Genomic DNA, 26,219 nt, shown 5'->3' on the forward strand with positions numbered 1-26,219 from the left:
ACCGGGTACGGGACGTCTGCCCTATTTGGCTTTACGGATATACAAGTTACCGTTCAATGACTTCATCATTATCTCGGCGCCGCCGCCGTTGATTTTGCCGTAGGTCCAGTCGTCGGTGCTTACGCGGTAGGTGCCATTCTGAGCTGTCCTGTTAACCTTTGGAGTGCTTTTCTCGGCTGCCATTTCAAAGTCGCTGTACACTTCGCCAAAATCGGATTTCATCTTTAGCGCGGCCTTGGCATTGGTAGGCAGCGTGACATCGACTTTGCCATTAACGGTTGAGAAAGCCATCGGCGCTCCACTCGTAATGTTTTTGAACGTAGCTACCACGGAGCCATTCACTGTATTGGCCACCGCCGAACCCGACACTTGCTTCAGGGTTACACTGCCGTTTACATTGCTGACTTCCAGCTCTCCGCTCACGTTCTCGACTACAATGTCACCGTCTTGCACGGTGCCTATTTTCAGCGAAAACTGCTGGGGCACTTTGATCACCAAGTCAATGCCTTGCTGCCAGGAGTTGGTTTTGATGGTAACCTTATTATCTCGTTCCTCGGCCGTTAGGTCAAAGCTGGGGTTGCGGTCAATGCGGCGCAGGCCCTCAGCGTTTTCAGCCGTTGATCTGCCCCGGCGGCTACCGCGGGCGGAGGCGTCAATCACGACGTCTTTTCCATTGTGGCCCACTACACTTATAGAGCCGCCGACGAGTTTTACACTTAGCAAACCGGGCTTACCAGGCGAGGTCAGGGGCACTACTACTTGCTCCTTAGTTTGCTCATTTACTTGTTCTTTAACTTTCTCTCTTGTTTGGGCCAACAGCGGCAGTGAGGTGCTTAGCAGCAGGACTAGCAGACTAGCTCGTAACGTGTGGCGAAGGCGGGATTGACTATGCAATAGGAAGTTCATTTGGGTTGCTGTTTGATGGTCACGTCGCCATTCAGGGTTTCGAAGCGGAAGTCTTTTCCGCCCTTGCCCAGGCGCACAACGGTGTCCTTGGTGAGTTTATACTTGGTGCCGTTGCCGGTACTCTGCTTGTTCTGGCTTACTTGTACTGGTAGTGCTTCCACTTCGGGAAAGTCGGTGTACAACTCGCCGTGCATGCTTTTAAAGTGTACATCGGCCGATAAGTCAGCGGGGTAGCTTACTTTGATGTCCCCGTTGATGGTGTTGTAGGACGAAGCTTCGGGTGGATTGGCGGCGTAGGTGGCTTCCACGTTACCATTCACAGTGCGGGCCTTGGTGGTGCCGCGCACGTTTTTGAGCGTGATGGCACCATTCACGTTGTAGGCCTTCAGTGCGCCGCCCACATCCTGCACGTTTACTTCGCCTTCATTCACCGTGGAAACGTGCACGTTCATCTGCTGGGGCACTTTTACCACAAAGTCGAAGTGGGCGTGGTAGTCTACGTCCTCGCGGTTGATGTTCTGGTTGCGGCGGGGCCGTGAGTCGTAGGGCTCCGCGATGTAGACGATGACACTGTCGCCGCGCTGCTCAAAGCCGAGCTTTACTTCTTTCTTGCCTTGGGCCAGTCCTTGAGCGTCGTCGGCTTTGATGATCTTGGTGGCCTCGACTACCACTTTATTGCCATTGTATCCTTGCACCCGCACCGAGCCGAAGATGTTGTACACGGCCAGGGTGCTGCGGCTGGCGTCGCCGGTGAGGGCAAACTCCTTGTTGATGGTTTCTTTGTCTTCGCGGTCTTGGGCCCAAAGCTGGCAGCTAGACAAGAGTACTAGCAATACGATTAGGCCGGGGATTAGTGAGCGTTTCATTGTGGTCAGTTGAGGTTGAAGGCGCAGCGGGCTGGCCATTAGATAGGTTTTTGATGCTTTCCTTGATCTTGTCTTTCACCGTCTGGTTTAGGTCGGGCTGCTGGAGCAGGCGGCGCAAGGGCTGCACCGAGCGCTTTTCTTGCAGCAGTACCATCACATCGGCCAGGGCCGACTGTACCAGCGGCGACTCTTGCTGCGGCAGCGACTGCACCAGGCCCATGCGTACTTTGGGTTCATCGGCCAGGTCGGCCAAAGCTTCTAGGGTGGCGAGGCGCACATTCACGTTGTCGTCGTGGTTAAGCGTGCTCAGCAGGGCTTCAATTACGCGGTCGTTGGGGCCGCTTATTTCCTTGGTGTAGCTCACGGCCCGTAGCCGCTCGGTAGCCGAGGGGTTTTTGATGAGCGAAAGCAGCATCATTTGGCGCATCTGCTCTACCTGCGTGCTCAGCGCGGCCAGTTGCTGCTGGTCACTAGTAGCGGCCGTTTTCTGGTTGTTCAGCCAATACCCCGCGAGTCCACCCAAGACGAGCAAGCAAAGTCCGTAAACCACGCGGACTGCTTGCTGAGGCATTAGCAGCTGTTGCAGCCACTGCCAAATGCCCCCCAGCGGATGGGCTGGCGCCGTAGGCATGGTTTCTTTGAAGGAGGCGAGCATGGCGTAGAACTCGGGGCGCAGGTTTTCGCTGGGCTCCGGCACGGGCACGCTGCCCAGCATCTGCCACATCTGCTCCATGGCTTGCAGCTCCTCGCGGCACGCCGGGCACTTGGCCATGTGCGCTTCCATGGCAAACCGCTCGGCATCAGGCAGCTGATGGTTCAGGTAATCGGGTAATTGTTCTTTGTTATGGTCGCAGTTCATGGCCTTCCCGTCAGTTTTCAATTCGCAGATAGATTGTTTTCAGCTCATTCATGGCCCGGTGCACCCGTACTTTCACGGCGCCTTCGGTGGTGTTCATCACGCGGGCTATTTCCTCGTATTTCAGCTCCTGAAAGCGACTTAGCACCAGCACCTCCCGGTTTTCGGCGCTGAGCTTGGCCAGGGCGCTGTGCAGGGTAGCTACTTCCTGCTCGCGCTGTAGCCGCTCATCGGCCCCCACTCCCCCACCGATTTTCTCGGCGTAATCCGCCACGTCGGCGTGGCGCACGGAGTGGCGGTTTTTCTTCACATGGTCGGCCAGTACGTTGCGGGCCAAGTGATACATCCAGGTTCTGAATTCCCCGTCGCCAGTGAAGGTGTGACGGTATTTCAGCATCCGGTAGAACACCGTCTGCACCAGGTCTTCGCTAGCATCGGCCTGGCCCAGCATGTGATACAGAAAACCAAACAGCTTGCGGTGGTAGCGCTCAAAGAGCAGCCCCATCCGGTCCACGTCTCCGGCCTTCACCCGAAGCATAAGTGCATTGTCTGAGAGCGAGTCCAACCGGGAGGAGATGGTTTTTTGAGCTTATTTGATGTGGACACTGCGCCAACTGCCGAAGGTTACACGAAGTCGGCAACTTTTTTCAGAAAAAGCCCCCCAGACGTATTTATCCTGTTTTAAAACGCGGACGAATACGTCTGGGGGGCTTTTTTAAAAGTATATGAACGCGGTGTAGAGACATATATTTGTGTCTCGCCGTTGAACAACGTACCCCACCGCAACTTAACAACGACGAGACACAAATATGTATCTCTACACCGCGTTTGGGGGCTTTTTAGGCAGACGTATCCGGTAGCCACACCGTAAACTCAGTGTACTCATTCGGCACCGAACTTACCGTGAGGGTACCGCCGTGGCTTTTAATAATGTCGTAGCTGAGCGAGAGACCCAGACCCGTGCCCTCGCCGGGCGGCTTGGTAGTGAAGAAGGGGTGAAATATTTTATCCCGAATCTCGGCTGGTATGCCGGTTCCATTGTCGCGCACCCGCAGCAGCACACCATCGCCGGCCCGCTGCGTGCTCACCGATACGGTTGGCTGATATGTGCCGGGCGCCGTGAGGGTAGTTCGCTTGTGCACGGCATAGAAAGCGTTGCTAAACAGGTTCAACAGCACCCGCCTGATATCTTCTACCACCACGCGTACCGGGCTCAAATGCAGGTTAAAATCGGTGGAGAGAATAGCGTTAAAGTCTTTGTGCTTGGCGCGCAGGCCGTGGTAAGCTAAACGCAAGTATTCGTCGGCCAAGGCATTGAGGTTGGTGAGCTGGCGCTCGCCCCGGCTGGCCCGCGAGTGCAGCAACATGCCCTTCACGATATTGCTGGCCCGGTCGGCGTGCTCATTTACCTTCTTCTGGGTTTGGGAAATATCGTCCAGCAGCATCCCTACCACATGCTTGCCTTTATCAGATAGCGACTCGTGGGCCAGTTCGCTCCGTAGCTCCTCTACCAGCTCCGTGCCCACCTCCGAAAAATTATCGACGAAGTTCAGGGGGTTTTGAATCTCGTGGGCAATGCCGGCGGTTAGGGCACCCAGCGAGGCCAGCTTTTCTTGCTGCACCAGCTGCGCCTGAGTGTTTTGCAGGTGTTCCAGCGATTGAGCCAGGGATTCATTCTGCTGGGTGAGTAGCTGTTCCTGCCGAAAATTCTCGGCCCGGAAATAATACACCACAAAAAACAGCGTCAGGAAGAACAGCACCACGTTCACGTTGTAGAAATAAATGCTGTTTTCCACGTACAAAAAAGGCTTGACAATCGTCATGGCGTAGCGCACGAGGAAAAACGCTACTACATTGAGCGAGAATAAAAAAAGTATTCTCCAGAAGCTGCGGAAAAATAGCATAGCCACGAGGCTGTTGGAAATCAGGTAGTACTCGACGCCATCGTGCTTGCGGGCAATGGCAATAAATGAGCACAGCAGCAGCACACTCAGAATGCAGTAGTATGCGGAGGCATCGTAGCGGCGGTAGTAATTGAGGAATAAGGGCGGCAGATTCAGAAACACGCCGCACAGGCAAATCCGAAAAGTCAGCCAGTCAGGCGAGTTGAAAAAGATCAGGACATAGCCGGCGTAGATAGCAATGGTGACGCAGCTGATGCCATTGAGCAGGCGCACCCGCTTCCATTGCCAAACGCTAAGCTCCGGATGCACGCCGATATTTATAAGCCAGTGCCAGAGCTGAACCAAGGGCCGAACCAGCATGGCGCCAACCCCACCCGAACTACTATCTCCAGCCGACTTGTGAAGTGTGAGCATAGCAAGATCAACTGACTAAGAATGGGGATGCACTGGAGTCATTGACTTGACGCGCGAGTTGCGTTATCGTTGCATATAATTAAATGAACAGCGAGCCAAGGACCCCAGAATGGGTAATTTAAGCGAAATGGATTCATTTATAACTATTCCATTTATAATCATACTATATTTAAAGATAACTGTGCCGCTTTCGGAATATCAAGCAAGGCAGTTACAGTGGTAGGACTACGGTTCAGGCTTGCAAAGATGCCGGCTGGAAGCTATAATAACCCGCCTAATAAGACTGGTGGTTTCCGCCAGGTTTTTATTGCCTTTGTGTTAGAAGCACTTTCGCCTATTATGCGTTGCTCCCGGCCGATACAAGCCTTCTTGCTGCTCCTGGTGCTGTGCGCCCTATGCTTTACTAGCATAGCCGCGGCCCAGTCGGCGCCGGTTGTGTCGCTTGATAAAATGCCCCCCGACGGCTTCGTTCTGGACAAAGGCTGGACATTTCGGGCTGGTGATAACCCGGCCTGGGCCCAACTCAACATAGATGACCGCGGGTGGCAGCCCATCAACCCAACGCTGAGCGTACAGCAGCTGCCGCAGGTGCAAGAAGGTGTAGGCTGGCTGCGGCTGCGCTTCCGGGCCGGACCCAGCCTTCATCATCAGACACTGGTGCTGCGGGTGTACCAGTATACGGCCTCTGAAATTTACCTCAACGGCAAGCTGCTGCGGCGCTATGGAACCCTAAGTTCTTCTCCCAGCGAGGTGGTGGCCTACTGGCCCGATGGTGAGCCCATCGAGCTTCACCTGACCGACCAAGCGGAGCAAGTGCTAGCCGTACGCTTTGCAGCCTGGGCTCCCGTGGGCTCCCTCAGCGACTTTTTTGTGCCCTTCTTCTTCCAGGCCCACCTCAATGGCTTGCCCCAGCTCATGGAAACCATCAGCATGGAGGCCAAGTACAAAAATGCGGACCTGTTGCTGTTCGGCGCTTTGCTTCTGCTTAGCCTGCTGCACCTCGCCTTTTATGTGTACAACCCGGCCCAGCGCGCCAACTACTATTTTGCGCTCTACACCATGGCCGAGGGCGCCAGCTTTTTCTGTACAGGCTTCCTGGATGAAATTCGTCGGCATGATGTGCGGGTGGCCATGGACATTTTCTCCTACGCGAGTCTGCACACAGGAAGTATGCTGGCGGTGCGGGCCCTGTACAGCTTTTTCAACGTCCGGGTGGGGCCTATCTACTACGGACTTTGGGCGATTAACGTGCTGAGCATACTCCTGCTCACTTTTATGCATGGGGTGAGCTGGTATCCTACTGTCGGGTTCATGCTGCTGGTTACGGCCGAGCAGCTGCGCATTACGCTGGGGGCCTTGCGTCAAGCGCGGCGCGCGGCAGGCATTATCGCCATTGGGTTTGGTATTACTCTCACGTTACTGCTCATTTTTGCTTCGCTGGTTAAGTTTTACCCCGAGGTACTAACCGTTCAAGTGCTGTGGATTCCCTTGCACACGGTGCTCACTTTTTCGGCTTTCCTAAGTCCGGTTCTAGCTATCTCGCTCTTTTTGGCCTGCCGGTTTGCCCTCGATAGTCGCCTGCTTGCCATTAAGCTAGCTCAGGTGCGGCGGCTTTCAGCCCAAACTATTACCCAACAAGAAGAAAAGCAGGTGCTGCTAGCCCAGCAGAACGAAACGTTGGAACGACAGGTGCAGCAGCGCACTGCGGCCCTGCAGCTTACCCTCACCAACCTGCAAGCCATGCAGCACCAGCTTATTCAAAGTGAGAAAATGGCCAGCTTAGGCGAGCTGACGGCCGGCATTGCCCACGAGATTCAGAACCCCTTAAACTTCGTCAATAACTTCGCCGAGGTGGGCGTGGAGCTGCTCGCGGAACTGAGAGAAGGCCCCCTATTGACCCTGTCCGGCAAGGACAAAACGCTTGCCACTGAGCTGGTAAACGAGCTTACCCAAAATCTCGACAAAATTACCTTCCATGGCAAACGCGCTGATAGTATAGTAAAGGGAATGCTGGAACACTCGCGGGCCAGCCGGGGCGAGCGCCAACCCACCAACCTGAATACCCTCTGCGACGAGTACCTGCGCCTAGCCTACCATGGCCTGCGCGCCAAGCACAAAGACTTTAACGCCACCCTCACCACCGATCTCGATCCGGGGTTGGGCCAGGTGGAAGTGGTACCGCAGGAAATTGGTCGGGTGTTGCTGAATCTGTTTAATAATGCATTTTATGCCGTGCAGCAGCGGCAGAAAATGGGGCAGCCTAATTACCGACCTGAGGTTTGCGTGAGCACCAAGCAGCAGCCCAATGGTCAGGTAATTATTCGGGTTCGGGATAATGGAATGGGGATTCCAGAAGGCATGCGGCAGAAAATCTTCCAGCCCTTTTTCACTACGAAGCCGCCCGGCGAAGGCACCGGTCTAGGCCTCTCGCTCAGCTATGATATTATTACTAAAGGCCACGGTGGCTCTGTAAGCTTAGCCACCAAAGAAGGCGAATACACCGAATTCACTATTTCCTTGCCCCTGAATAAAGAGAAAACTCAGAAGCTAACCCTTTCTATATGAGAAAGATCCTGGTGGTCGATGATGAGGCGGACGTGCGCCTACTGTTTGAGCAACGCTTCCGGCGCGAAATCCGCGAGGGCACTTTCGCCTTTACGTTCGCTTTTTCCGGCGAAGAAGCCTTAGCTTACCTACAGCAGGAGCAGCACTACTCCGAGGTAGTGCTTATTCTCTCCGATATCAATATGCCCGGCATGAGTGGGCTAGAACTGCTGCGCCAAATAAAGCAGGATCACCCAAATCCGCCCCCCATGGTGATGATGATTACCGCTTACGGCGACGCCGACAGCTACACGACAGCCATGCAGCTGGGGGCCAACGATTTCTTATCAAAACCTATTGATTTTGCCGTATTAAGGCAGAAACTTATCCCTCTGAATAACTCCTGAAGGCCACTATATGAAAACCAACATACTGGTAGTAGATGATGAGGCTGATTTAGAGTTACTTATTAAGCAAAAGTTCAGGCGCAAAATTCGTGAGGGTATCTACGAATTTCGGTTTGCCCACGATGGCCAGCAGGCCCTGGATCAGCTTAAGGAGCAGCCAGACGTAGATATTGTGCTCTCCGATATCAACATGCCCGTCATGGATGGGCTCACGCTGCTCACGAAGTTGCAGGAGGTGAACCCGGTAATCAAGACCGTGATGGTGTCGGCGTATGCAGATATGGCCAATATCCGCTCGGCGATGAACCGGGGGGCATTTGACTTCGTGTGCAAGCCCGTGGACTTTCGGGACCTAGAAGTCACACTGGAGAAAACCATCAGCCACGTGCGTCAGCTCCAGGAAACTTTGCGAGCTATTCAGGAAAACAACATCCTGAAAATGTACGTGGACGAGACCGTCATCAACTTCATGGCCCGCCCCGACTTGGAAAACCGCTTGCTGGTGAGCGAAAACGTGGAAGCCACAGTAGTGTTTATCGACATCTGCGGCTTCACGGCGCTGGCCGAAAAGCTACCAGCTGATGCGTTGGTGCGCTTGCTCAACCTTTACTTTGACCAGATGGTGAAGGAGATTATTGCTCAGGGCGGCTACATCGACAAGTTTATGGGCGACGCGGTGATGGCCGTTTTTCGCGATGAGTATCACCTCGACCGCGCTATCGATGCGGCGCTGTCGGTGCGCACTCTCCTCCAGAACAACTCAGAGCCCCTGCCCGAGGGCATTACCTTTCGCCCCGATGTAGCCATCGGCATTAGTACGGGCGAAGTAGTGTCGGGCAATATCGGTTCCGCCTCGCTTAAGCGCCTCGATTACACCATAATTGGCGATGTAGTAAACTTAGGACAGCGGCTGCAATCAGTAGCGCACCCTGGTCAGATTTTAATTACCGAAGGCACTTACCAACGCGTGAAAGAATCCTTTCAATGCCAGCCAGTGCAGGAGTTCACCCTCAAGAACAAGTCTCAGCCCGTCATGACCTACGAAGTCATATCATAGCCGAGCGCGGGGGCAATGGGGGCCTTTTTATTCGCTTACGGACGCTAGCGCCCCGTAATAGCACGGTTGGCTAAATATGGGGCGGCGCCAGCACGGCCCTAATTTTTGTACCCACCGGCAGTGGCCCACCCGACAAGCTACGCAGGCGCAAGTCCACCATCAGCGAGCCATCGGTATTCAGATACGTCCCTACTACTACCCCACCAGCAGCCACTGCTTCGCTGCCCCAGCGGCTTAGTCTGGCCTCCCAGCCCGGCGCCACAGCCTGCGTAAATGGAGTGGGGGGCGTTAATTGGATCTGAAAAGGCTGCACTTCCATCATGGAGGCCACCACTGTATTGGGCGTCATATAGGTCATGCCGTCAATCAGCCGTTCAGCTACTAAAGCATGCGTAGGAGCCACTACGAAATTGTGATCGTAGCCCTTCACCAGAATATCGCCTTTACGAACATATTGCCCGGGCTGGAAAAACAAGCGTTTGATACGGCCTTTGGTGTGGGCCAGCAACGGGTATTGCCGACTTATGGTAACTGTACCTGGTAGCTCTTGCAGCACTGGCGAGGCCACTACTTCTTCGGGCAGTTGCCTTAAAGCCGCTACCTGCTGTCCAGCGGTTTGCTTGGGTTCAGTTGCTGCGTCAGCTACCATCCCTTTCCAGCCGCAGCTGCCAAGGCTCAACATAAGCCCCAATACAGTCACTGATACGGTTTTCACACGAGAGCCCAAAATGTATTTGTTATTCATAAATAGAGGATGTGCGGGCTTGATTGGTAGTTGCTGGGTTTGTAGGCGCATAACTATTGGCTACTATGTACGCCGCTCAAACAAGCTTATTAATTGTTGGTAATCAGAGCCGCTACAGGCGTTTGGCATGCAGCAATGGCTATAGTGAAGATAAGAAACTAGCAGTTTTTTATTTAAATTATTTCAATAATATTTTATACAATTCTCTTTACTATTATCAGAAAACAAGGTGAGTTGCTACCTGTAAGATTGAAGACTAAAACAGGAGCTTTTTTCAAATTAATTAACGTCCATACTTAAACTTTGCTTTACTCTCTCGTTTGGTTTTGCTGGCTGTAATCGCTGAGTATTGTAGCCCACCAATTACTCAATTAAATGCTTACCTAAAACCATCTGCTCAGAAGCGAGCACGCGCATTAATGATAAGAATAATAACATAAACAAAAAGACTCCCCTAATACCACTGGCAACATAAGGGATGGTGTAATCGACTTGGCTTCGCTGCTTATCATAGCCAAAGGCAATGTGGTGACCACTACTAATAAGGTGCGCAGCCAGTTTGACAACTATACAAAGGTTAAAGCTGACTTGCGCTATGCCCTGAAAGGGGAGTTACGAGGCACCGTCAAGTTCAGCCACGAAGTAAAGTAAGCGTTGTATTTCTTGCCCAATGCATTGCCCCGCAAGCCTTGAAAATCAGCAGCTAGTTATCAATAACTGGTGTTGAAACAGACACGGTCATTCTGGCTGCCCACAATGCTGCGCAACTCACCTACCATCTCCAACACATAGAAAGATGCACGTTAATCTGCAGGCACAGCGTTCACGTATTAGCAAACGGCTAGGCGAGCTATTGTCGGCCTTACCGAAGAGCAGCGGGTGAAATAAGTGTGTAGCCGCGCCTGATTAACAGCAGCAATGACCTGTTAACCGCGTCTCTCGTGGGTCCCCTGAGCAACTGCTGATGAATCCGCTGCTAGGGGGTAGCCCAAACGTTTTTGTGTTTACTTGCACCCGTCGATAAGCGGGGCAAAGCATTACTGCACTCGGCTCAATAACAGCGCGGTGGCGCAGCAAACTTACAGCCTATATTATTTCCTCTACGGGCTAGACCCGCAAACCAGTTACAAATTCCAGCACACTGAGGGTAATGCCACAACTAATGTTTAGTCACCGGAGACGACCATAAACCGGAAGCTAGTTTTATAAGATGATTACAATAAGCAAAAAAACGAGCCGGCTCGTTTCCGCTGGGTTGATTTCCTTGGGCTTACTGTGTGGCACGATAAGCTACGTGCCGCCCACTGCCACCTATCCTAGTGGAGGCCGACACGACGCGAAGGGCATCTTCATCCCGCCGAAATTTGTGGCTGAGGATGACTGGATAGACGAACAGTATGTAGTAACTGGATCGGCAGCCGACCCACCCCTCATCCTCGAAGGACTGAAGTTTCGCAACCTGCGCGAACCCAAGCGACCTACACCGACCGATGGCGGATTTACGCAATGCATCCTCAACAATACGACGCGAGAAGTTATCATTAGAGGGTGCAAGTTCTGGACGAAAAACCACGCCATTCGCGGCAGCGCGGCGCCCCACCGCATTACTATCGAGGATTCATATTTCGTGGGTATTAAACCCGCCGGCCAGTGGGTCACGAAAGGCCGCGCATACGATAAAGGCAATGCTTCTTTTGCCGTTTTTAAAAATAATTACGTCGAGGGCATGGGCAGCTTTCTGGTGCCCGACTACCAGCAGGGCTGCGTGTTCAAATGCCTGCGAAATATTTTCATTAACATCGACGGCCGCTTCACCCAAACTGACTTTCCTGCCTGGCCCGTGGGGCGTATCCAATACCAATTTTTCCAGGCAACTGGCGACGGTAAAAAAACTGTGGGGCCGGGCTGCGAAATCGCCTACAATCGAATTTTCAACGACCCGGACAAGTCGTACCCGGAAGATTTGCTCAACTTATTTCGAGTCAAGGGCACAGCACTGAACCGCATTCTAATCCACGATAACCTGCTCGACGGCTGCTACGTGTCGCCCTACGCCATCCGCGTTATCGACACTAACTTTGCCACCAACCGGCAACTACACGGCATTACTAATGGCGGGATGATGCTGGAATTCACCGACTACTGCAACGTCTATAATAACACGCTGGTGCGCGTGAATGAGTATGGCATTGCCTCCTCAGGCGGGCGCAATAACTGGATTCACCACAATACTATTCTCAACGGCAATATGTTCCGCACTGGTGTGAATGCTGGTTTGCTCTACCCCTGGGGTAACTGTGGTATTTTCGTCAACCGATTCACCGAAACGGAGAATGGGGGTAACATCGTGGAAAACAACAGTATCGGCGCTATGTACTGGCGGCCGGATGAGAACCACCGCGGCCCACGACCAAAGGGTAATTCGGCGGATGGCCTGGGACCGGAATACCGCGAGACCTGGAAGCCGCCACATCAGCACGTCGATAGCCGCAACGATATAGGCATGCTGACGGGCATGACACTGCTGCGCAACAACCGCTTTTACAGTGGTGATGACCCGGTTACGAGCGCCCCCAAATTCGACCATACGACCAGCAACACGGGCGGCCTGCGGCCCAGCAAAGCGGCAGAAGATTATCTGCGTGACGCCTGGCTGAGTAAACTACCTACATTAAGCTTCAAAGTAGGCCCGACTAAATAATGCTGTAGTTAGTAGGCCTTAGCACATAAAAAGCCTCCTCTTCCCGAGGGGGCTTTTTTATGTGTTTTTTGTACGGCCGGTGGCCTGAGCAACCTCTATCTGCTTACACAGGCCGCGGGTTTGAGCTTGCTCTCCTCAATAGTAAATAGGAGTTGGGGCGCACAGGAATCTCTTCTACCCAAAATTGCGCTTTTCTTTCCCTCGCCCGATGGCTTCCTTAGCTTCATATACACTTTTCTATGCTAGCTAAGAAGGCTTATAAGCACCGAAGAGGTTAAAGATCTTGTAGCTTCCGTATTTATTAGTTTGCTAGCCTTTCTGCTTAAGCGCAGCCTTGATAGCATTAATAAGAAGCTGGATTACAGTTGCGAAGCGATGGGACTGATGAAGCCTGAACTCGTCGGCTACTCAGAACTAGCCAAGCACTTGAAGAGTTATGCGAAAGCCCTGAAGAAAGAAAACGGACTCTAATTGCCTCCCACGTAACTATTGATAAGCACATCGCCATGCAGGAAGCGCTGGAAGGCATGTCCAGCGCACAACTAAATTATTTTATCATATAAAACAACTGCATACTACCCTTTCAAGGGTTTGCAACCCACTTCTAGGCAGTACCAGCGTTAGGTAGCAGCTGGAGCTAGCAGGCTTGGGACTGGAGCTTCGCTTGCAGCAGATCTACTTTAAATAAGTACTATAGAAGAAAGGATAACTATCATTCGTAACTTATACTCATATATAAAAACAGCCCCGACGATGCCGGGACTATTTGATCTGTGTGCGTTCAGCGATAGACCCAGGAGGAATGTCTATTCCATGCTGATAGAGACCAGACTTACGGCGATACTGTGCTTCCTCTCGCTGAAGAGTTAGCCTACCCAGAGGTATAGCAACTAATAATCCAACCAACGCAACTAGCCAACCGATATAGGTAATAAGTATATGACTCACAGTAGCAAAGTAAAATATTACCCACTCTAGAGCATACAGTGTGCCAATATCTTATAATTGATCTATATTGTCTTGAAATCCGGCTATACTTACAAAGAAAAATCCTGACATTGCCCTTGGAGCACGACGTGATGTTCAGGCTAATTGTTAGATATTGGATTGACGGCGGTGCGCTTCCTGCTCCCGTTGCCGGGTTAGCTTACCGAGGGGAATGGCAGCCAATAACCCTGCTAAGGCTACCAGCCAGCCGAGGTTTATAAATAGTAGATGCCTCATAGCAGCAATGTAACAGTTTTGCTTGATAGCAGTGAAGTAACGTATTGTTTAGCAAAAAAGGTATAGTGTAACAAAATCTTCATAGTAACCACCCGAGGCAGGCGCGAATGATTAGGTTGTTGTAGCTAATTTCGGCGGTGTTTAAATGCAAAAATATAGCATACCGAAAAGCCATTCTTTCTCTATACATTACTAGCCGCTATCATCTTCTCGCTTCGCTTCGAGGTTAGGCTGGCTCAAGCGCCCGGCCCAGAATGCCGGCATGGGTGTGGCCTTCGCCCTGCTGCTGCTCAGCGCGCCAGCCAAAGCTTCAGGGCCCCATTCAACTGAGCAAGCCCATCTTCCACTATAGCTACAAGCAAGCCCGGTTTACCCAGAACTATCTCAACTACCGCCGCCGGCAGTACCAGCGCCAGGAGCGGCGGGAATTGGCGGCGCTGCGGCGCAATCACCGGGAGCAGCAGCGCTACTTCAACAAGCATCACCAGCGGAAGGGGATGAGCTGCAACCGTGAGAACTGCTAGCTGAATCATGAGACCATTTCTCACGGTTCATATCGCCGTAAAGTCACTATAAGCGTCACAAAAAAAGCTTCAGCATCATCGGGACTTTGTTGTATTGTTGAGGTATGAAAAACTCCAACCTCGCTACTCTGTTTCTTGGACCCTTAGCACTCTTATTTTGTCAAGGCACGGCTTGGGGCCAGGCCCCTGATTCGGCGAGGTTGGAAGGACGCTGGTACGTAGGGGGCGGTGCTGCTTTCCACCAGTACTACACCATCAACCGCCCCCATTCGCAGTTGCGCCCCATGTATGTGGCAGGTGGCTATTACCTCAAACCCCGGCTCGCCCTGCAAGCCGAACTGCAATATGGGCAGCGCATAGAGGAAAGAAACGGGGGCGAGAGCGTAATTGATGGTGAGACCGTTAGCATTCGAAGCAAGGAGAAAACCACGAGTACAGCCCTCGCGTTGCTGGCGCGCTTCAGCCGTAGCCGCCCGCAGCGGCCCCTACAGTTTGATTGGTTGCTAGGGGTGGCCTGGGTGCATGGCCAGTCGTCCGAAACGATTACCCGAACGTCTGCTACAAGCCAGGAAGACTTCCACTATACTCCCGTTAGCTCGACGTCCCCACATCTGGTGGGGGGTATTAGTCTGCGCTATCAGTTGGGGCCGAAGGTGGCACTGAGTACAGAAGTGGTCGTTAACAAAAACCTGCAGATTCCCCCGTTCACCGTCTGGGGCTTCACGCTGGGTAGGGGCGCTACGCTGGGCCTCACTTATTTGTTCGAGCCAGCTAAGCCGTAGCGCTCGCAAAAGAGCGCCAATAATGCCGGTTTTTTGTATTGGAAGGCAAACGCCTTACTGCTAAAGCGTTTTTAGTTTAATTACCAGCACCTCACTGTGTATGTGGCCTGCCAGCTTCGCGAGCACCGCTATGGCGGAAGCAAAGGAGCGGCGGGCGCTTTCCATGCCGTTGACGGGGTTCGTTGGGGCGCGTAATTCATCCAGGGGCAGGTATGGACTTGGAACCCAACTTTATTGGGTTGCCGCATCACCCACTTTTTTGCTATGGACTGGCGGGCAGTGGACTAGCGCATAGCCCGTGTGCTACGCACGGCAGTGGCAGAGAATCAGAAGAAAAAGCCCCTGCATCGTCGGGGCTTTTTCTTCTTGAGTCGTCTAAGCAGAGATTAATGAGTCACGACTAGACGTTGGGTTTGCCGCTGCGTTCCATCCTGCACTTGCAGCAAATACATGCCCGCGGGTAGCGCACAGGTGGGTACGCTGAACTGGGCACTGCCAGCCGGTACCTGGTGGCGATAGGAAGCGGCTTTTTTGCCTTGCGCAGTCAGAATCGTCACTTCCACCTCCCGGGCCTGAGCAAAGGAGCTGCTCACTGTTACCTGATCCTGAGCTGGGTTAGGATATAGTTCCAAGCGAGAGCCGGCCGGTGCGGCCGGAGTAGCGGCCCGCATTAAACTGGCGCTGCTCGTAGCGGATGGGGTGCTGGACTGCTTGAAAAACTCGACGTTATCGAAGTGCATCCACTGGCCTGCGTTGGGTTGACTCCCGGTCCCATCGGAGTAAAAGGCAATCTCACACTGCCCGTTGGTCACACTCAGACCCGTAATCTGCACCTGCCGCCAAGCACCAGGGTCGGGACCGGTGACCGTGGGTGAGATATATTCCTCGTAGGGCGCCCCTCCAAAGTTGGTGGCTAGCATCGTGGTGTGCGACAGCCCTTCACTGCGTTTCACCCACGCCCGCAAGGTATAGAATCCCGGCGTTAGGCCCGTAATAACTTGATACGTGTAGACCTTATAATTACTGCTGCTCCAGTGGGTGCCGTGGTAGGAGCCGTGCTGGGCCATGCCGTCGTTCTCGACGTAGTCGGCCGAGGCATTATCGTTGGTAAACCACCCCTGAGGGGTGGAGGTGGAAGCACCATCTTGCTCAAAGCTGGGATTCGAAACTAGATTAGCTGGAGCGGGAGTGACTGGTTCCAGTTGCCACTGCTGGTTAGGGTCATTATGGGACGGCCACTGGGTCACGGTCTGCCCTCCGCCACTCACATCCAGCGACAACCCACTGTAATTATTAACTATTCTATAGTTTCCAGCCACACTTGACTCAATCCGCCATTTCTGGCCCCTGCCGTCATTATAATTGTATTGCTGGATGACGGCCCCTGGATCGGAGCTACCACCTTGAACTTCCAGTGCCTTGTTACTGTGCACGGCCAGCAGCTTATACAGGCCGCCTCCGATCGCTGTTACCTGCCAGTGCTGATAATCTTGGCCCGTGCCGGGCTGCGTTACAATTGCCGCATCATTGAGAGTTGATCCGTTAAGTACTGTCAGTAGCGCTTGGCTGTACACAATGCGGAGCCGGTAGATGCCATCGGCAATGGGCGGAGTCAATGGGCCAACCTTGATTGGGTTTGCATTCTATTTTGCAACCCAAGCATTGTATTCAGATACCTCCATAGATTTGGGAATAGCCCCTTGCAATACTATGTTATCGTGATGAGTATTTGAGGAAAAGGTAGTCTGACCGTTTTCGTCATTAAGTCCGGGAGTTTCTAATGGAAGGTTAGTACCCGCTACAGATGAATTATTTCGATTGATGTAGCCAATCGTATTATTGTAGACCTGATTATTATAATACAAAGAGGTTGGGGCAGACCCAGCCGCCGCGTCATGGTTATAGGCGAAGATGCCTACATTGGCTTAAAGAGGAACGGGACCAGTTGGTAAGGCCGGCTCGAAAACACTGCTGGAAATGATCTTATTATTGTAGACCTTACAATCATGGCCACCGGTAAATGCAATACCATAGTGATTGGTACCGACGACTTGATTTTCATAAACCTCAACGAAGGCTCCTACTGTGTTTTCGTTAAGATCCTTTATGTCCCCTGTTTCACTCACCATTATTCCACCACCAGAATAGTTTTGTTCGGTGGCGGGAATCGGATAAGATCCTTGAATATAGTTGTGATAAATCCTGATCGGGCTCGCACTGGTACCTGACGAGTAGAACATGCTAATATTATCTTCGACGCGACTGTTATTGGGCTCGTTTATTATTTCGTTCCAGGCAATTTCTACTCCGGGTAAATCCCGTACGCCAGCCAATTGTACGAATTGAGCCTGCAAGAATACTCTACCAGTTTGAGGGTCACGGGCGGTGCGTCCATCAATATTTTTCGCTCGATTATAGCGCACCTTGACGGTTTTGCCCGGTATACGATCGGGAATATTAGCAAACTCATCGACATGGATACCTGTGCACTGCTGGAGGTAATTATGCTCAACTATCAAATTAACAACCTTCCTGACCTGGACGAAGCGAGTTGGACTGTCGATGAACTCCGTCTGGGGCAGCCCGTAGCCTTGGGTATCACGAACAGTTAAGTCAACATTATCTATGGAGGACTTAATGAGTTGTCCTGCACCTTTAATAATGCAGTTCTCGATCACGACGGGTTGTGTCGTGGCGATCGTAATGGCGGGCACTTTTGAATCCAGACTTTGATAGTTCCCCCTAATGGTGTCGCCGGAAGTCACAGTAATTGGTCCTTGGAAAACGGTACCGGAAGGTTGCGCGGCCAAGCCGCCCGCCAGCAGCAAGAGCATCCAGACCAGCAAGGCAATGGGTGCTGATTTAAGGGATATTTGGGGGTAAAATAGTGTTTCATGAGATAACGATTAAGGCGAACTAATGCCTTAAATTCCCCCTATCTTGGAAACCTGCCAGGAAGAAGTGTTCCTATTTGTGACTATGAAATATTATATTTCCGTTGCATCTTTCGTAGAAAAAAGAACTTTTCCTAGAAAATAACGTATTAGCCTGCAGTTCAAGGTGCACCCCTACTGCAGCTCATTCTCCCACCTTCCTATTGGCTCAGTCCTATAAGCAGAGGGGTAGTTACAACTCTACCAGGAAGAATTAGAGGTAGCGTTTAGTTGCACTTGTAGACTTTTTCTTTTGCGCCGTGATTCGCGCTTCCTTCAGCGCCCCAAGTGCTTTCCCGTCGTGCCTCCACAAACAAAAAGCCTCTGCAATGCTGGGGCTTTTTGGATCAGTATACCTTCAGCTAGGGTCAAAGCGAATAGCTATCCTGCGCTTCTAAGATTTCCTTCGCCGTTGGTACTCTTCTTCCTCTCGCCTTAGGGTTAGCTTACCTAGGGGGAATGTCGGGGTCATACTTAGGTGTACCGAGTTCGAAGTCGTAAGCGCCGGGGTACATATAGCTAAATAAAAGCCCCGTGTAGTGCGGGGCTTTTAATTTTATATAGAAGTCAGCAATGATAGTTAGAAGCCAGGCCCGATGGCCAGGCCCCTCAGCCGTTGAAGCCCATCATTATCAACTCTTCTAAAGTTGAAATTATTGGCGCGCCGCGCCGTGCCCGTAGCCAAATCAATATTGTGCAAGTGTGCCCCGGCGCCAGTGCTTCCAATAATGGAATACGCTATGTTGCTTGTGCCACCAATATCTAGGTTATCTGCTGTTGTGACCCCGCTACCCAAGTCTCCGATTTTCGTCACTGTTCCTGCATTCGGGGAATTCTGCTCATACAGTACGGACATAAGCGGATCAAAACTATTCGAAGGATCGCGAGTGAGGCCTACAACATATAGCTTGGTAGCGGTCGCACCGGCAAAGCTGTTATCGTAGGCGGCAGACACCAAAAACGGGGCCCCAGGATTTATGCTCCCATCTACGGTGGCCACACCATTGGCGGGGTTTACCCGCAGGTTCTGCCCCGAACTGCTCACAATGCGAATGCGGTCGACTACTGGGTTAAAGTCAAAGCCAAAGCTGAAGCCATTTATGTTGGTGCTCAGTGTGCCGACCAGAGCGGCGGCGGCCGTAGCGGCATTCAGCGCAAAGAGCCGCGCGCTACTAGTAAGTTGGAGCTCGCCTTGTTGCCTCGTCAGCACGTAGAGCTGGCCGTTGGCGGGCCGGAAGTCTACCCCGATTATTTCCTCGTTCCGAGGCAAGCCCGTAATGCGTTTGCGGATGTTATCAGCCGGATTCGAGAGATCGAAAATAAACAAATCGTTAACGGCAAAATACGGCTGGCCGGGAGCATCCTGATCCGCTGAACCATAGACGGCGTAGGCTACCGGCTGGGTGGGAATAGCCAAGCCCGTATAGCCCAAGCTGGACTCATACTTGGCCAGCGTCTGGGTAGCACCGGTCTGGGTATTGACCGTGAATAAGGTCGTGCCGCCATCGGTCGCAAAGAGTCCTAAGGCCGTACCAGACTTAGCATCAATGTCAAAGCCGCCGTCGCCGCTGATGTTCAGGTTCAAAGCTCCCACCTCCACGAGCTTCCCCTCATTGGGAGGGTCCTGGCGGTAGAGCTTATCGGTGGCGGGGTCCAGGGTGTAAAGGACCGTGGTGCTGGCCAAAGCGGTGTTGTTGGTGTAGGCCGCGCCCGTAATGGTAGCCCCGGCGGCCCCGTTCAGCACCCCATCGGTGGCGGCGACAGTGCCCGTCTCGGGGTTCAGGCGCAAATTCTGGCCAGTCGACGTGACTAAACGAATGCGGTCTACCGTAGGGTTGAAGTCAAACCCCACCAGATTGCCGGCTACGGCCGGGGTAAAGGCCCCGCTACCGATAGCGCTGGCGGCACCCGTGTTCTGGTTAATTATGTAGAGGCGACTGCCGCTGCTCACCCCGTAGAGTTGCCCCGTGGCGGGCCGAAAATCTATAGCTAATAGGGTCTCGCCACTAGCTAAGCCCGTGATCGAAACCGAGCCCGTACGGGTCGACGGGGCTTTTGTAGAATACGCATCCAGCTTGGTGCCGCCCGACAGGGTGTAGAAGGGAATGTCCAGATCCAAGCCAGGAAACGTAGGAGTGGATGGCGGGGTGGGTTTGGGAAAGTACTGCTCCAGGATATCCTCACAACTGGTTAAGGAGGACAACAGAAGGACAGCCACGCCCCACTTGGCGAGGGAAGAGGTTTTTAACATAGAACCGAGAAAATATAAAAATGACAAGAATGAATAGAACAACGCTGTTGTCTATCCCCTACGGTGACCGTTGCCTTTTGGATGTGAGGAGCCGACCAAATAGTTATCCACACAAAAAGTCTCGACGCTGCCAGGGCTTTGTTTATTGAGTGGCGAGGTGAGTTTACCGGGCCCCGCCTTGGCTTCCACTGGCACGAATCACCACATTGTGGTTAGATAGAATGATCGGAGAGGTAAACAGGATCATGGTCTGCAAGACGTCTACTTTGATAATGATGGCCATAATCAAAAAGCGAGAATATGGCAGTAGAACTGACAGTAGTAAACAAAAAAGGCCTCCCCGATACCGGGGAGGCCTTTTTTGTGGAGCTGCAGGGTTTCGTCATTCCGACTGCGTGCGGACGCTAACGCGCAGCAAACGTACCGGAGACAGGTTTATGCCCACTGCCGGCGGGGCACAAACGTCCGTATTCGTCCGTAAACTGTCGGCAGGATTGGGGGCAAAAACCATGGCTGCCCCCACCCGTTGCCAGGCCCGGAGCAGCAGGGGGGCGTAGCGCTCCAGCGAGTCGTAGCCGTAGGCGCTCATGCCGACCGTGTGGCCCAGGGCCAGCTCCTTTAGGTTCTGATCCCCGTCGCTGCCCCAGAGCACCAAATCGGCGCCCGTGTGCCGGGGCGTGTGGGTGGTGATGGCTTGCCAGATGGGTAAGACTTCCTCCTCGGGCTTGCCCATCTTAAAGCGCACCCGCACGTGGCCTCGGGTCAGGCCCGCCGCTTGGGCCAACTCCTTAATAAAGAGGTTACGCTTTTGCTGCACTACTACCGGCACCTTGCCCTGCCAGGCTTCCCAGATGCGGGCCGCTTCGGGCGACAGCGGCAGGGTCAGGTATTCGTTGGTTTTGGTTTGGTAGAGGCGCAGCACGTGCACCCGCCCTACGCCGGCGATATCTTCCAGGCTCACGTGGTGCGCTTTGAGCTTGCGCAAATCCGAATCGCGCAGCAGCAGCAGGGTCTGAAACACGGTGCGCTCCTTTTCCCGCTGCAAGTAGGCGGGCAGGTCCGTGAGCTGCAGGATCTGGGCAAACTCATCCCGGCCCAGCGAGGCCGCGCGCCCATAGCGGGCTGTGAACTTGAGCCAGCTGGGGGTGGGCCGTTCGCTGAGCAGAAAGCAGACGCGCAGGAATTTGACGTGTCCGGAGATGGTACCATCACTTAAGCCTTCTTCCTGCAAGTAGCCCAGGTACTCAAAGAAAGTAGCCTTGGTGAGCAGGTCGAGGGTGAGGCCCGGGTTAAAGGCCTCGAGGCGGCCGAGCACCTGCTGGTAGCGGCGAGCGGCATCCGTGCCCTGGCCAGGGTGCTCGGCCTTCCACAGCGCGTAGAGCTGGGCGAAGCTGGGTGTAGCCGCCGGCTTTGCCTTGGTTTTCTTTTGCCGGCCCACCTCCAGGCTGGCCACGGTTTGCATGAGCAGCTCCGGCGTCACGGGAAAGCCGTCGGCTTCGGCCTTGGTAAAGAGGTTGGTGACGACCTTCTCCACGCTGGAGAGCTTGTTATTGAGACGGGTGCTGTCGGGCTCGCGGGTGGCAATCTTCACCCGCTTGTCTTCCTGAAAATGCGCGGGCTTGCACTTGACGCCGGTGGGCAGCTTCAGGCGCTGGCCATCCCAGGTCACATCCAGAAAAAGCACGGCCCTCCCCTCCCGGTCGGGTCGGTCCAGGCGCTGGCGAAAGCTCAGGTTCACAGCTTAAGCACAATTTATTGGTGTACCTAACGCCAATGGGGCCAAATATTTAGTTATAACGTTATGGTCGATTTCTCCTGACAGGTAATTGTAACGGTGTGCATCTTGAGGAAACTCATTTCTTAAGGCCTCATTTATCTTATTTATAGCATGGTTCATTCCATAGAATTCACCTTTTAAATAACGTTCAGGATAGTGTGCCTTCCACCAATCTAAATGCTCTTTTAGCCCTTTTATTATAATAAATTTCTCAGCATATGTAAACGGCGATGGATTATAAATTTCATAAGGATTATGAAATTCATTTTTAACAATCCCTCTTGAACCCTTTAGAACATTAATAGAATTCACTAATTCTGTAAGTAATTCTTTAACACCAATTTTCTCAGATTGAATATCGTCGAAATCTACTTCTTTAACGCTAAACGTAGATATAAATGACTTATAGCCAGGAGACTTAACCTCCTCCGCCTTTGCTTTTATCAATACACTCAGCTTATTTTTAAAAGCTTTCATTTCGGGATATAGCATATCCTTTGTATAAAGCTCATGAATAATCAATCCGATATCAGACGAGAAATTTGTTACATTATCTTTAATCAATATAAAAGGCTTTCCAAAAGCGATTCTCATCCCCAGTTCAATCATAACATTTGGGTTGTTATTACTTAAATCACAAATAACTATTTCATCCCGATCTAAATTATTAACCAGATTACTTTGAATAATACCTTGACTGGTGTTCGTGCTAACTATTCTTGCTTTAAATCCTGCCTCTTCCGCTGCATCTTCAATAATAGTTCTTATTTGTGCCCAGTGCTCTGCTGAATAATCACCAGACCCACTCATTGGCATAACAATACCACAAATACCTTCACCTATCTTCTTATCAGTTAGTATTTCTGTAGTTGGGTTTTCAGTTTCCATCTTGAGTTCTTTTATTAATAGAAAGTGGAGTAACTAGATCACCCGGGCCCGGATCACGTCCACTACCCGCCACAGCCGGCGGATGTCGTTACTCTCGATCACTACCCTGCCGGCCTGCGCGTTATCGGAGTGCAGCGTAAGGGTGCCGTTGGTGAGCAGGTCGTTATCCTTGATGCGCTTGATGACCAGCGAGCTGCCGTAGTCCACTACGTACACGCCGGAGCTGACATACTTAAAGTCACCGGGGTCGATGGGGTAAGCGGCCACCCACATGCCGCTGCGCAGCTGGGGCTCCATGGAGTCGCCGTCAATTTCAATGGCAATGCTGCCGTCCTTTCGTAGTTCTGAGCTGGGGTTGTATGCCCGCATAGTTTCCAAGTCACCGTAGTCGGAGCCGGAGCCGGCCATTTCCACGAATGAAGCCCGCGCCCTGACTGGGATGGCGGGCAGAATCAAATACTCCTCAAGAGTAGCGGGATGAATAAAGGATACATCCGACTTTATAGGTGGTGCGCTACTATCTGGTACACTTGTGGCGGGATGCTTACCCGTCTCGATATACTCGACTGTCGTTTTATATAACTGTGCCAGCTTGCGCAAAACGGGCATTTTAATTTTCAGATTGGCGTCTGCTTCATAAGCAGAGATACGGGGGTTGCTAACTCCTACCTTCTCTCCCACTTCACGCTGAGATAAGCCCGATTGTCTCCGGAGATCGGCAAGCCGACTGGCTTGTGTAGAACGGGGGGTAGGTGCTGGGTTCATGGAATTTTTCAGAAATAACTGATGCAAAACAAACTCATATAGAGCATATCGGAATAATATTTCTTGATATTCTTTGTATTGATAAATATTGAGTAGTATGTTTGTCACACCAGTTCAGAATATGACATCATGAAAAAGACTCCAACACCTAAGCCATACCATGTGCAGGCGAAACTTTCTGAAGCTGCCAAAGCAGCTTTGAAACGCGAGAAAGGGAGAAGGCTACAGGAAAACGTTGAGATCAGCCTTCCTGAACTTGTTTCTGAGATAGTTGAGAAGTGGGCTGCGTCAGCTCCCTAACTTTTTTTGTCTAGTCTGATAAGTTTTGATTAGTTTTTCATCTTTTTTCTTCACCCTCTTTCAACCCTACTGCCAAGTATGAAAGTCTCTTACTCTTCCTCCACCGGAATCAACCTCACACCCGAGACGGTGGAGGATGCGTCGCTGCTGGATCGCCAGGCGTATGCCCTGGCCCGCGCGCAGGTGCTTACCCGCCGCTACATTCTTTCCGATAAGCAGACGCCCGGGCTGGGCTATGACGACCGCCTGAGCAAGCGTCTGGGCATCGGCAAAGTGAAGTGCTATCAGCTCATCACGAGCGGCGAGCTTTCGACCCGCAAGCTGGGGGGAAAACACGTGGTGGCGGAAACGGCCGTGCTGCGCTTCCTAGATCCGCACGGCTTCGTGGTGGTGGAAAACGAAACGTCCACCCTCTTAGCCGCCTAAGCAGATGCTGACGCTACCCAAGCCCACGAACCCAGTCAATCCGGCCGAGCGGCCCATCGCCAACGCCGTGCTGTGCTCGGCCCTGCTGGAGATTCACCCGCTGGAAAACTTCAACGCCATTCAGGCCACGCTCAGCAAAAAGTATCCGGATCTGGAGGAAGAGCTATACGAGCTGCTGGAAGGCGAGCAGGAGAACCGCATCGGTAAGACCTGCAAAGTCATTCAGCTCAACGCCTGCGCATAAAAAAAAGCGAGCCGCCCTACTGCCAAGTAAGAAGCGACTCGCTGCAAGGGATAGCCCTCTTTCGGGCGCCAAGTTACCAGAACTTTTCACTGCACGCCTTTTATGCACGTCACTTTTCTCCCCGATGGCACTGTCGCCCTGAAGCTTTCCGACCCGCAAGAGGCGAAAGTGATCGCCGCAGCCGCTGCCCAGCGGGCCAAGGAAGATGCTGAGCAGGCCGCGCTGAGTCAGGTCTATACCCTGGAAGAATTGGAGGGCCGCATGAAGATGGGCCGCACCTCCCTGCTCAAGTACCTGAACCTGGCCGAGTGCAACGGCGGAATCCGCCACCGCAAGGCCGGCTCGAAATACCTCGTCACCGAGCAAGCCATCCGGGATTGGTTCGGGGACAAATCCAACGCCGCCTAACTCCCCTACCCTTTCACTTCTCAACCGCTATCTGCTATGCAAGCCACCCAATCTGCCATCACTGCCTACAATCAAACCCGCGCCGCCGAGCTGACCCTGCAGCGCGCCTGCCTGGCCCTGGGCATTCCCCTGGTGCTGGTGCAGGAGCTGGCTGCCCAGAAAGTAGAGCAGGCCTGGCAGAAGGTGCAGCAGCAGGCAGCAGCCGCTTAATCCATTCACGCTTTTCACCGGGCAGTTTCGCCCATTTCTCCAACCCTTTTTTCCTTTCTCTTATGTCTGCTTCTTTATCCTTCCTCCCCACCAATTACGAAGCCCCGAAACCAGCCGGCGGCAATTACACCAAGCTGCAGGACGGCGAGAATCGTCTGCGCATCCTCTCCAATCCCGTTATTGGTTGGGTGTACTGGAGCACGGATAACAAGCCCGTCCGCTCAGCGCTGAATCCGGGCGCATGCCCTGCCGATATGCGCGCTGGCGACAACAATGGCCGCACCGAGCGCCCTAAGGAGTTTTGGGCGATGAAGGTCTACAACTACGGCACCCAGGAAATGCAGATTCTGGAAGTGACCCAGACTCAAATCAAAAATGCATTGGCTGAGCTGAGCCGCGATGAGGACTGGGGCCACCCCAAGAACTACGACCTGAAAATTGGCAAGTCAGGCAAAGGGCTGGAGACCAAATACGCCGTCACACCGGTGGTACCGAAGCCAGTTAGCGAGGAAGTAAAAACTGCTTTCAATGCTACGCCCATCACCCTTGATGCTCTGCTCAACGGTGGCGACCCTTTTGGAGCAGTAGAGCAGTCGATGGCCAGCCCCTCAGGCCAAGCGCCTCTGCCTCGTGAGTCTGCAAAGCCCAAAGCCCAGCCCGCCCCAAAACCGGCACCAGTAGCCGTGGAGGAGGGTGACGAACAGTTGCCTTTCTAGCCTCCATCCTCTTTCACTTGAGCAATAAAGCCCGCCCAGGGCGCCCTCTGGGCGGGCTTTTTAGTGCCTACAGTTTCTGATTTAACTATTCCGTGAAGAATGTCTCCTGCCCGTTTTGCCGACCTGCTCCAGTCTTTTTTTCAGCTCGACACTTGGTACACGATGGCCGGCGCGGAGCGGGCAGTGAAGCAGAAGCGCAAGGCGACGCAGGCGACGCTCACGGCTCAGGGATTAGTTGCCGGCGCTACCCGCGCGGGCTGGCTGGAGCACAACCCCACTACCCAGGAATTCTGCCTGCCCAGCTTCTGCTGGGTGGCGCAAACGCAAAAGCGGCATGTCGCCTAGGAACGACACGCCGCCATTTTTTAACT

General features: G+C 52.8%; 27 protein-coding genes. 14 read left to right on the forward strand and 13 right to left on the reverse strand.

What is annotated here, in order from left to right; translation table 11 throughout:
- Positions 1-21 precede the first annotated feature (21 nt).
- From ACW9KT_RS15340 to ACW9KT_RS15360, 5 genes are all read right to left on the reverse strand, one after another.
- Positions 22-906, reverse strand: coding sequence for a DUF4097 family beta strand repeat-containing protein (locus ACW9KT_RS15340; protein ID WP_457081920.1), 885 nt, complete (start codon positions 904-906; stop codon positions 22-24).
- Positions 903-1,772: a DUF4097 family beta strand repeat-containing protein gene (locus tag ACW9KT_RS15345; RefSeq protein ID WP_457081922.1), complete on the reverse strand. Its 870-nt coding sequence runs from the start codon at positions 1,770-1,772 to the stop codon at positions 903-905. The genes ACW9KT_RS15340 and ACW9KT_RS15345 overlap by 4 nt, the downstream gene beginning before the upstream one ends.
- Positions 1,720-2,652, reverse strand: coding sequence for a HEAT repeat domain-containing protein (locus ACW9KT_RS15350; protein WP_457081924.1), 933 nt, complete (start codon positions 2,650-2,652; stop codon positions 1,720-1,722). Before ACW9KT_RS15350 ends, ACW9KT_RS15345 begins: the two co-directional genes overlap by 53 nt.
- On the reverse strand, positions 2,642-3,166 hold the full coding sequence (locus tag ACW9KT_RS15355; protein WP_457082051.1) for an RNA polymerase sigma factor: 525 nt from the start codon (positions 3,164-3,166) through the stop codon (positions 2,642-2,644). The genes ACW9KT_RS15350 and ACW9KT_RS15355 overlap by 11 nt, the downstream gene beginning before the upstream one ends.
- Positions 3,167-3,467: 301 nt before the next feature.
- Positions 3,468-4,946: a sensor histidine kinase gene (locus tag ACW9KT_RS15360; RefSeq protein ID WP_457081926.1), complete on the reverse strand. Its 1,479-nt coding sequence runs from the start codon at positions 4,944-4,946 to the stop codon at positions 3,468-3,470.
- A gap of 339 nt (positions 4,947-5,285) precedes the next feature.
- On the opposite strand from ACW9KT_RS15360, the gene ACW9KT_RS15365 reads away from it, so the two are divergent.
- From ACW9KT_RS15365 to ACW9KT_RS15375, 3 genes are read left to right on the forward strand one after another with little or no spacing between them, the layout of a single operon-like run.
- Positions 5,286-7,511 (forward strand): ATP-binding protein, encoded by a 2,226-nt coding sequence (locus ACW9KT_RS15365; protein WP_457081928.1) that lies wholly within the window; start codon positions 5,286-5,288, stop codon positions 7,509-7,511.
- Positions 7,508-7,897, forward strand: coding sequence for a response regulator (locus ACW9KT_RS15370; protein ID WP_457081930.1), 390 nt, complete (start codon positions 7,508-7,510; stop codon positions 7,895-7,897). Before ACW9KT_RS15365 ends, ACW9KT_RS15370 begins: the two co-directional genes overlap by 4 nt.
- A 10-nt stretch (positions 7,898-7,907) precedes the next feature.
- On the forward strand, positions 7,908-8,954 hold the full coding sequence (locus tag ACW9KT_RS15375; RefSeq protein ID WP_457081932.1) for an adenylate/guanylate cyclase domain-containing protein: 1,047 nt from the start codon (positions 7,908-7,910) through the stop codon (positions 8,952-8,954).
- Between the two features lie 70 nt (positions 8,955-9,024).
- Here ACW9KT_RS15375 and ACW9KT_RS15380 read toward each other — a convergent pair whose 3' ends face one another.
- Positions 9,025-9,699: a hypothetical protein gene (locus ACW9KT_RS15380; protein WP_457081934.1), complete on the reverse strand. Its 675-nt coding sequence runs from the start codon at positions 9,697-9,699 to the stop codon at positions 9,025-9,027.
- Positions 9,700-10,191: 492 nt separating this feature from the next.
- Between ACW9KT_RS15380 and ACW9KT_RS15385 the strand changes: the two genes are divergently transcribed.
- Positions 10,192-10,350: a hypothetical protein gene (locus tag ACW9KT_RS15385; RefSeq protein ID WP_457081936.1), complete on the forward strand. Its 159-nt coding sequence runs from the start codon at positions 10,192-10,194 to the stop codon at positions 10,348-10,350.
- 559 nt (positions 10,351-10,909) lie between these two features.
- Entirely contained in the window at positions 10,910-12,400 is a 1,491-nt protein-coding gene (locus ACW9KT_RS15390; protein ID WP_457081938.1) for a right-handed parallel beta-helix repeat-containing protein, read from the forward strand.
- A gap of 1,095 nt (positions 12,401-13,495) precedes the next feature.
- Here ACW9KT_RS15390 and ACW9KT_RS15395 read toward each other — a convergent pair.
- On the reverse strand, positions 13,496-13,624 hold the full coding sequence (locus tag ACW9KT_RS15395; RefSeq protein ID WP_457081940.1) for a hypothetical protein: 129 nt from the start codon (positions 13,622-13,624) through the stop codon (positions 13,496-13,498).
- Positions 13,625-13,878: 254 nt separating this feature from the next.
- On the opposite strand from ACW9KT_RS15395, the gene ACW9KT_RS15400 reads away from it, so the two are divergent.
- The gene (locus tag ACW9KT_RS15400; protein WP_457081942.1) at positions 13,879-14,148 is read left to right on the forward strand and encodes a hypothetical protein; all 270 of its coding nucleotides are present in this window, start codon (positions 13,879-13,881) and stop codon (positions 14,146-14,148) included.
- Positions 14,149-14,252: 104 nt separating this feature from the next.
- The gene (locus ACW9KT_RS15405; protein ID WP_457081943.1) at positions 14,253-14,930 is read left to right on the forward strand and encodes a hypothetical protein; all 678 of its coding nucleotides are present in this window, start codon (positions 14,253-14,255) and stop codon (positions 14,928-14,930) included.
- Between the two features lie 386 nt (positions 14,931-15,316).
- Here the strand turns inward: ACW9KT_RS15405 and ACW9KT_RS15410 are convergent, their stop codons facing one another.
- The 6 genes from ACW9KT_RS15410 to ACW9KT_RS15435 all read right to left on the reverse strand — a co-directional run bounded on the left by ACW9KT_RS15410 (position 15,317) and on the right by ACW9KT_RS15435 (position 23,544).
- The gene (locus ACW9KT_RS15410; RefSeq protein WP_457081945.1) at positions 15,317-16,546 is read right to left on the reverse strand and encodes an RICIN domain-containing protein; all 1,230 of its coding nucleotides are present in this window, start codon (positions 16,544-16,546) and stop codon (positions 15,317-15,319) included.
- A gap of 309 nt (positions 16,547-16,855) precedes the next feature.
- The gene (locus ACW9KT_RS15415) at positions 16,856-17,776 is read right to left on the reverse strand and encodes a glycosyl hydrolase (protein ID WP_457081947.1); all 921 of its coding nucleotides are present in this window, start codon (positions 17,774-17,776) and stop codon (positions 16,856-16,858) included.
- A gap of 667 nt (positions 17,777-18,443) precedes the next feature.
- Positions 18,444-20,114 carry a DUF4394 domain-containing protein gene (locus ACW9KT_RS15420; protein ID WP_457081949.1) on the reverse strand — a complete coding sequence of 557 codons (1,671 nt, stop codon included), beginning with the start codon at positions 20,112-20,114 and terminating at the stop codon, positions 18,444-18,446.
- Between the two features lie 382 nt (positions 20,115-20,496).
- Positions 20,497-21,852: a phage integrase SAM-like domain-containing protein gene (locus ACW9KT_RS15425; protein ID WP_457081951.1), complete on the reverse strand. Its 1,356-nt coding sequence runs from the start codon at positions 21,850-21,852 to the stop codon at positions 20,497-20,499.
- 3 nt (positions 21,853-21,855) lie between these two features.
- Complete coding sequence (locus ACW9KT_RS15430) at positions 21,856-22,779, reverse strand: hypothetical protein (RefSeq protein WP_457081953.1); 924 nt, start codon at positions 22,777-22,779, stop codon at positions 21,856-21,858.
- A gap of 33 nt (positions 22,780-22,812) precedes the next feature.
- Positions 22,813-23,544: a LexA family transcriptional regulator gene (locus ACW9KT_RS15435; protein WP_457081954.1), complete on the reverse strand. Its 732-nt coding sequence runs from the start codon at positions 23,542-23,544 to the stop codon at positions 22,813-22,815.
- Positions 23,545-23,673: 129 nt separating this feature from the next.
- On the opposite strand from ACW9KT_RS15435, the gene ACW9KT_RS15440 reads away from it, so the two are divergent.
- The 7 genes from ACW9KT_RS15440 to ACW9KT_RS15470 all read left to right on the forward strand — a co-directional run bounded on the left by ACW9KT_RS15440 (position 23,674) and on the right by ACW9KT_RS15470 (position 26,193).
- Entirely contained in the window at positions 23,674-23,844 is a 171-nt protein-coding gene (locus tag ACW9KT_RS15440; protein ID WP_457081956.1) for a hypothetical protein, read from the forward strand.
- 78 nt (positions 23,845-23,922) lie between these two features.
- Complete coding sequence (locus tag ACW9KT_RS15445) at positions 23,923-24,270, forward strand: hypothetical protein (protein WP_457081958.1); 348 nt, start codon at positions 23,923-23,925, stop codon at positions 24,268-24,270.
- Between the two features lie 4 nt (positions 24,271-24,274).
- Positions 24,275-24,514, forward strand: coding sequence for a hypothetical protein (locus tag ACW9KT_RS15450; protein ID WP_457081960.1), 240 nt, complete (start codon positions 24,275-24,277; stop codon positions 24,512-24,514).
- Between the two features lie 102 nt (positions 24,515-24,616).
- Positions 24,617-24,922 (forward strand): hypothetical protein, encoded by a 306-nt coding sequence (locus ACW9KT_RS15455; RefSeq protein WP_457081962.1) that lies wholly within the window; start codon positions 24,617-24,619, stop codon positions 24,920-24,922.
- A gap of 36 nt (positions 24,923-24,958) precedes the next feature.
- Positions 24,959-25,132 (forward strand): hypothetical protein, encoded by a 174-nt coding sequence (locus tag ACW9KT_RS15460; RefSeq protein ID WP_457081964.1) that lies wholly within the window; start codon positions 24,959-24,961, stop codon positions 25,130-25,132.
- A 62-nt stretch (positions 25,133-25,194) separates the two neighbouring features.
- The gene (locus ACW9KT_RS15465; protein ID WP_457081966.1) at positions 25,195-25,848 is read left to right on the forward strand and encodes a hypothetical protein; all 654 of its coding nucleotides are present in this window, start codon (positions 25,195-25,197) and stop codon (positions 25,846-25,848) included.
- Positions 25,849-25,947: 99 nt separating this feature from the next.
- On the forward strand, positions 25,948-26,193 hold the full coding sequence (locus tag ACW9KT_RS15470) for a hypothetical protein (RefSeq protein ID WP_457081968.1): 246 nt from the start codon (positions 25,948-25,950) through the stop codon (positions 26,191-26,193).
- The last annotated feature ends 26 nt before the right edge of the window (positions 26,194-26,219 follow it).

The organism is Hymenobacter sp. HD11105, from assembly GCF_054051685.1.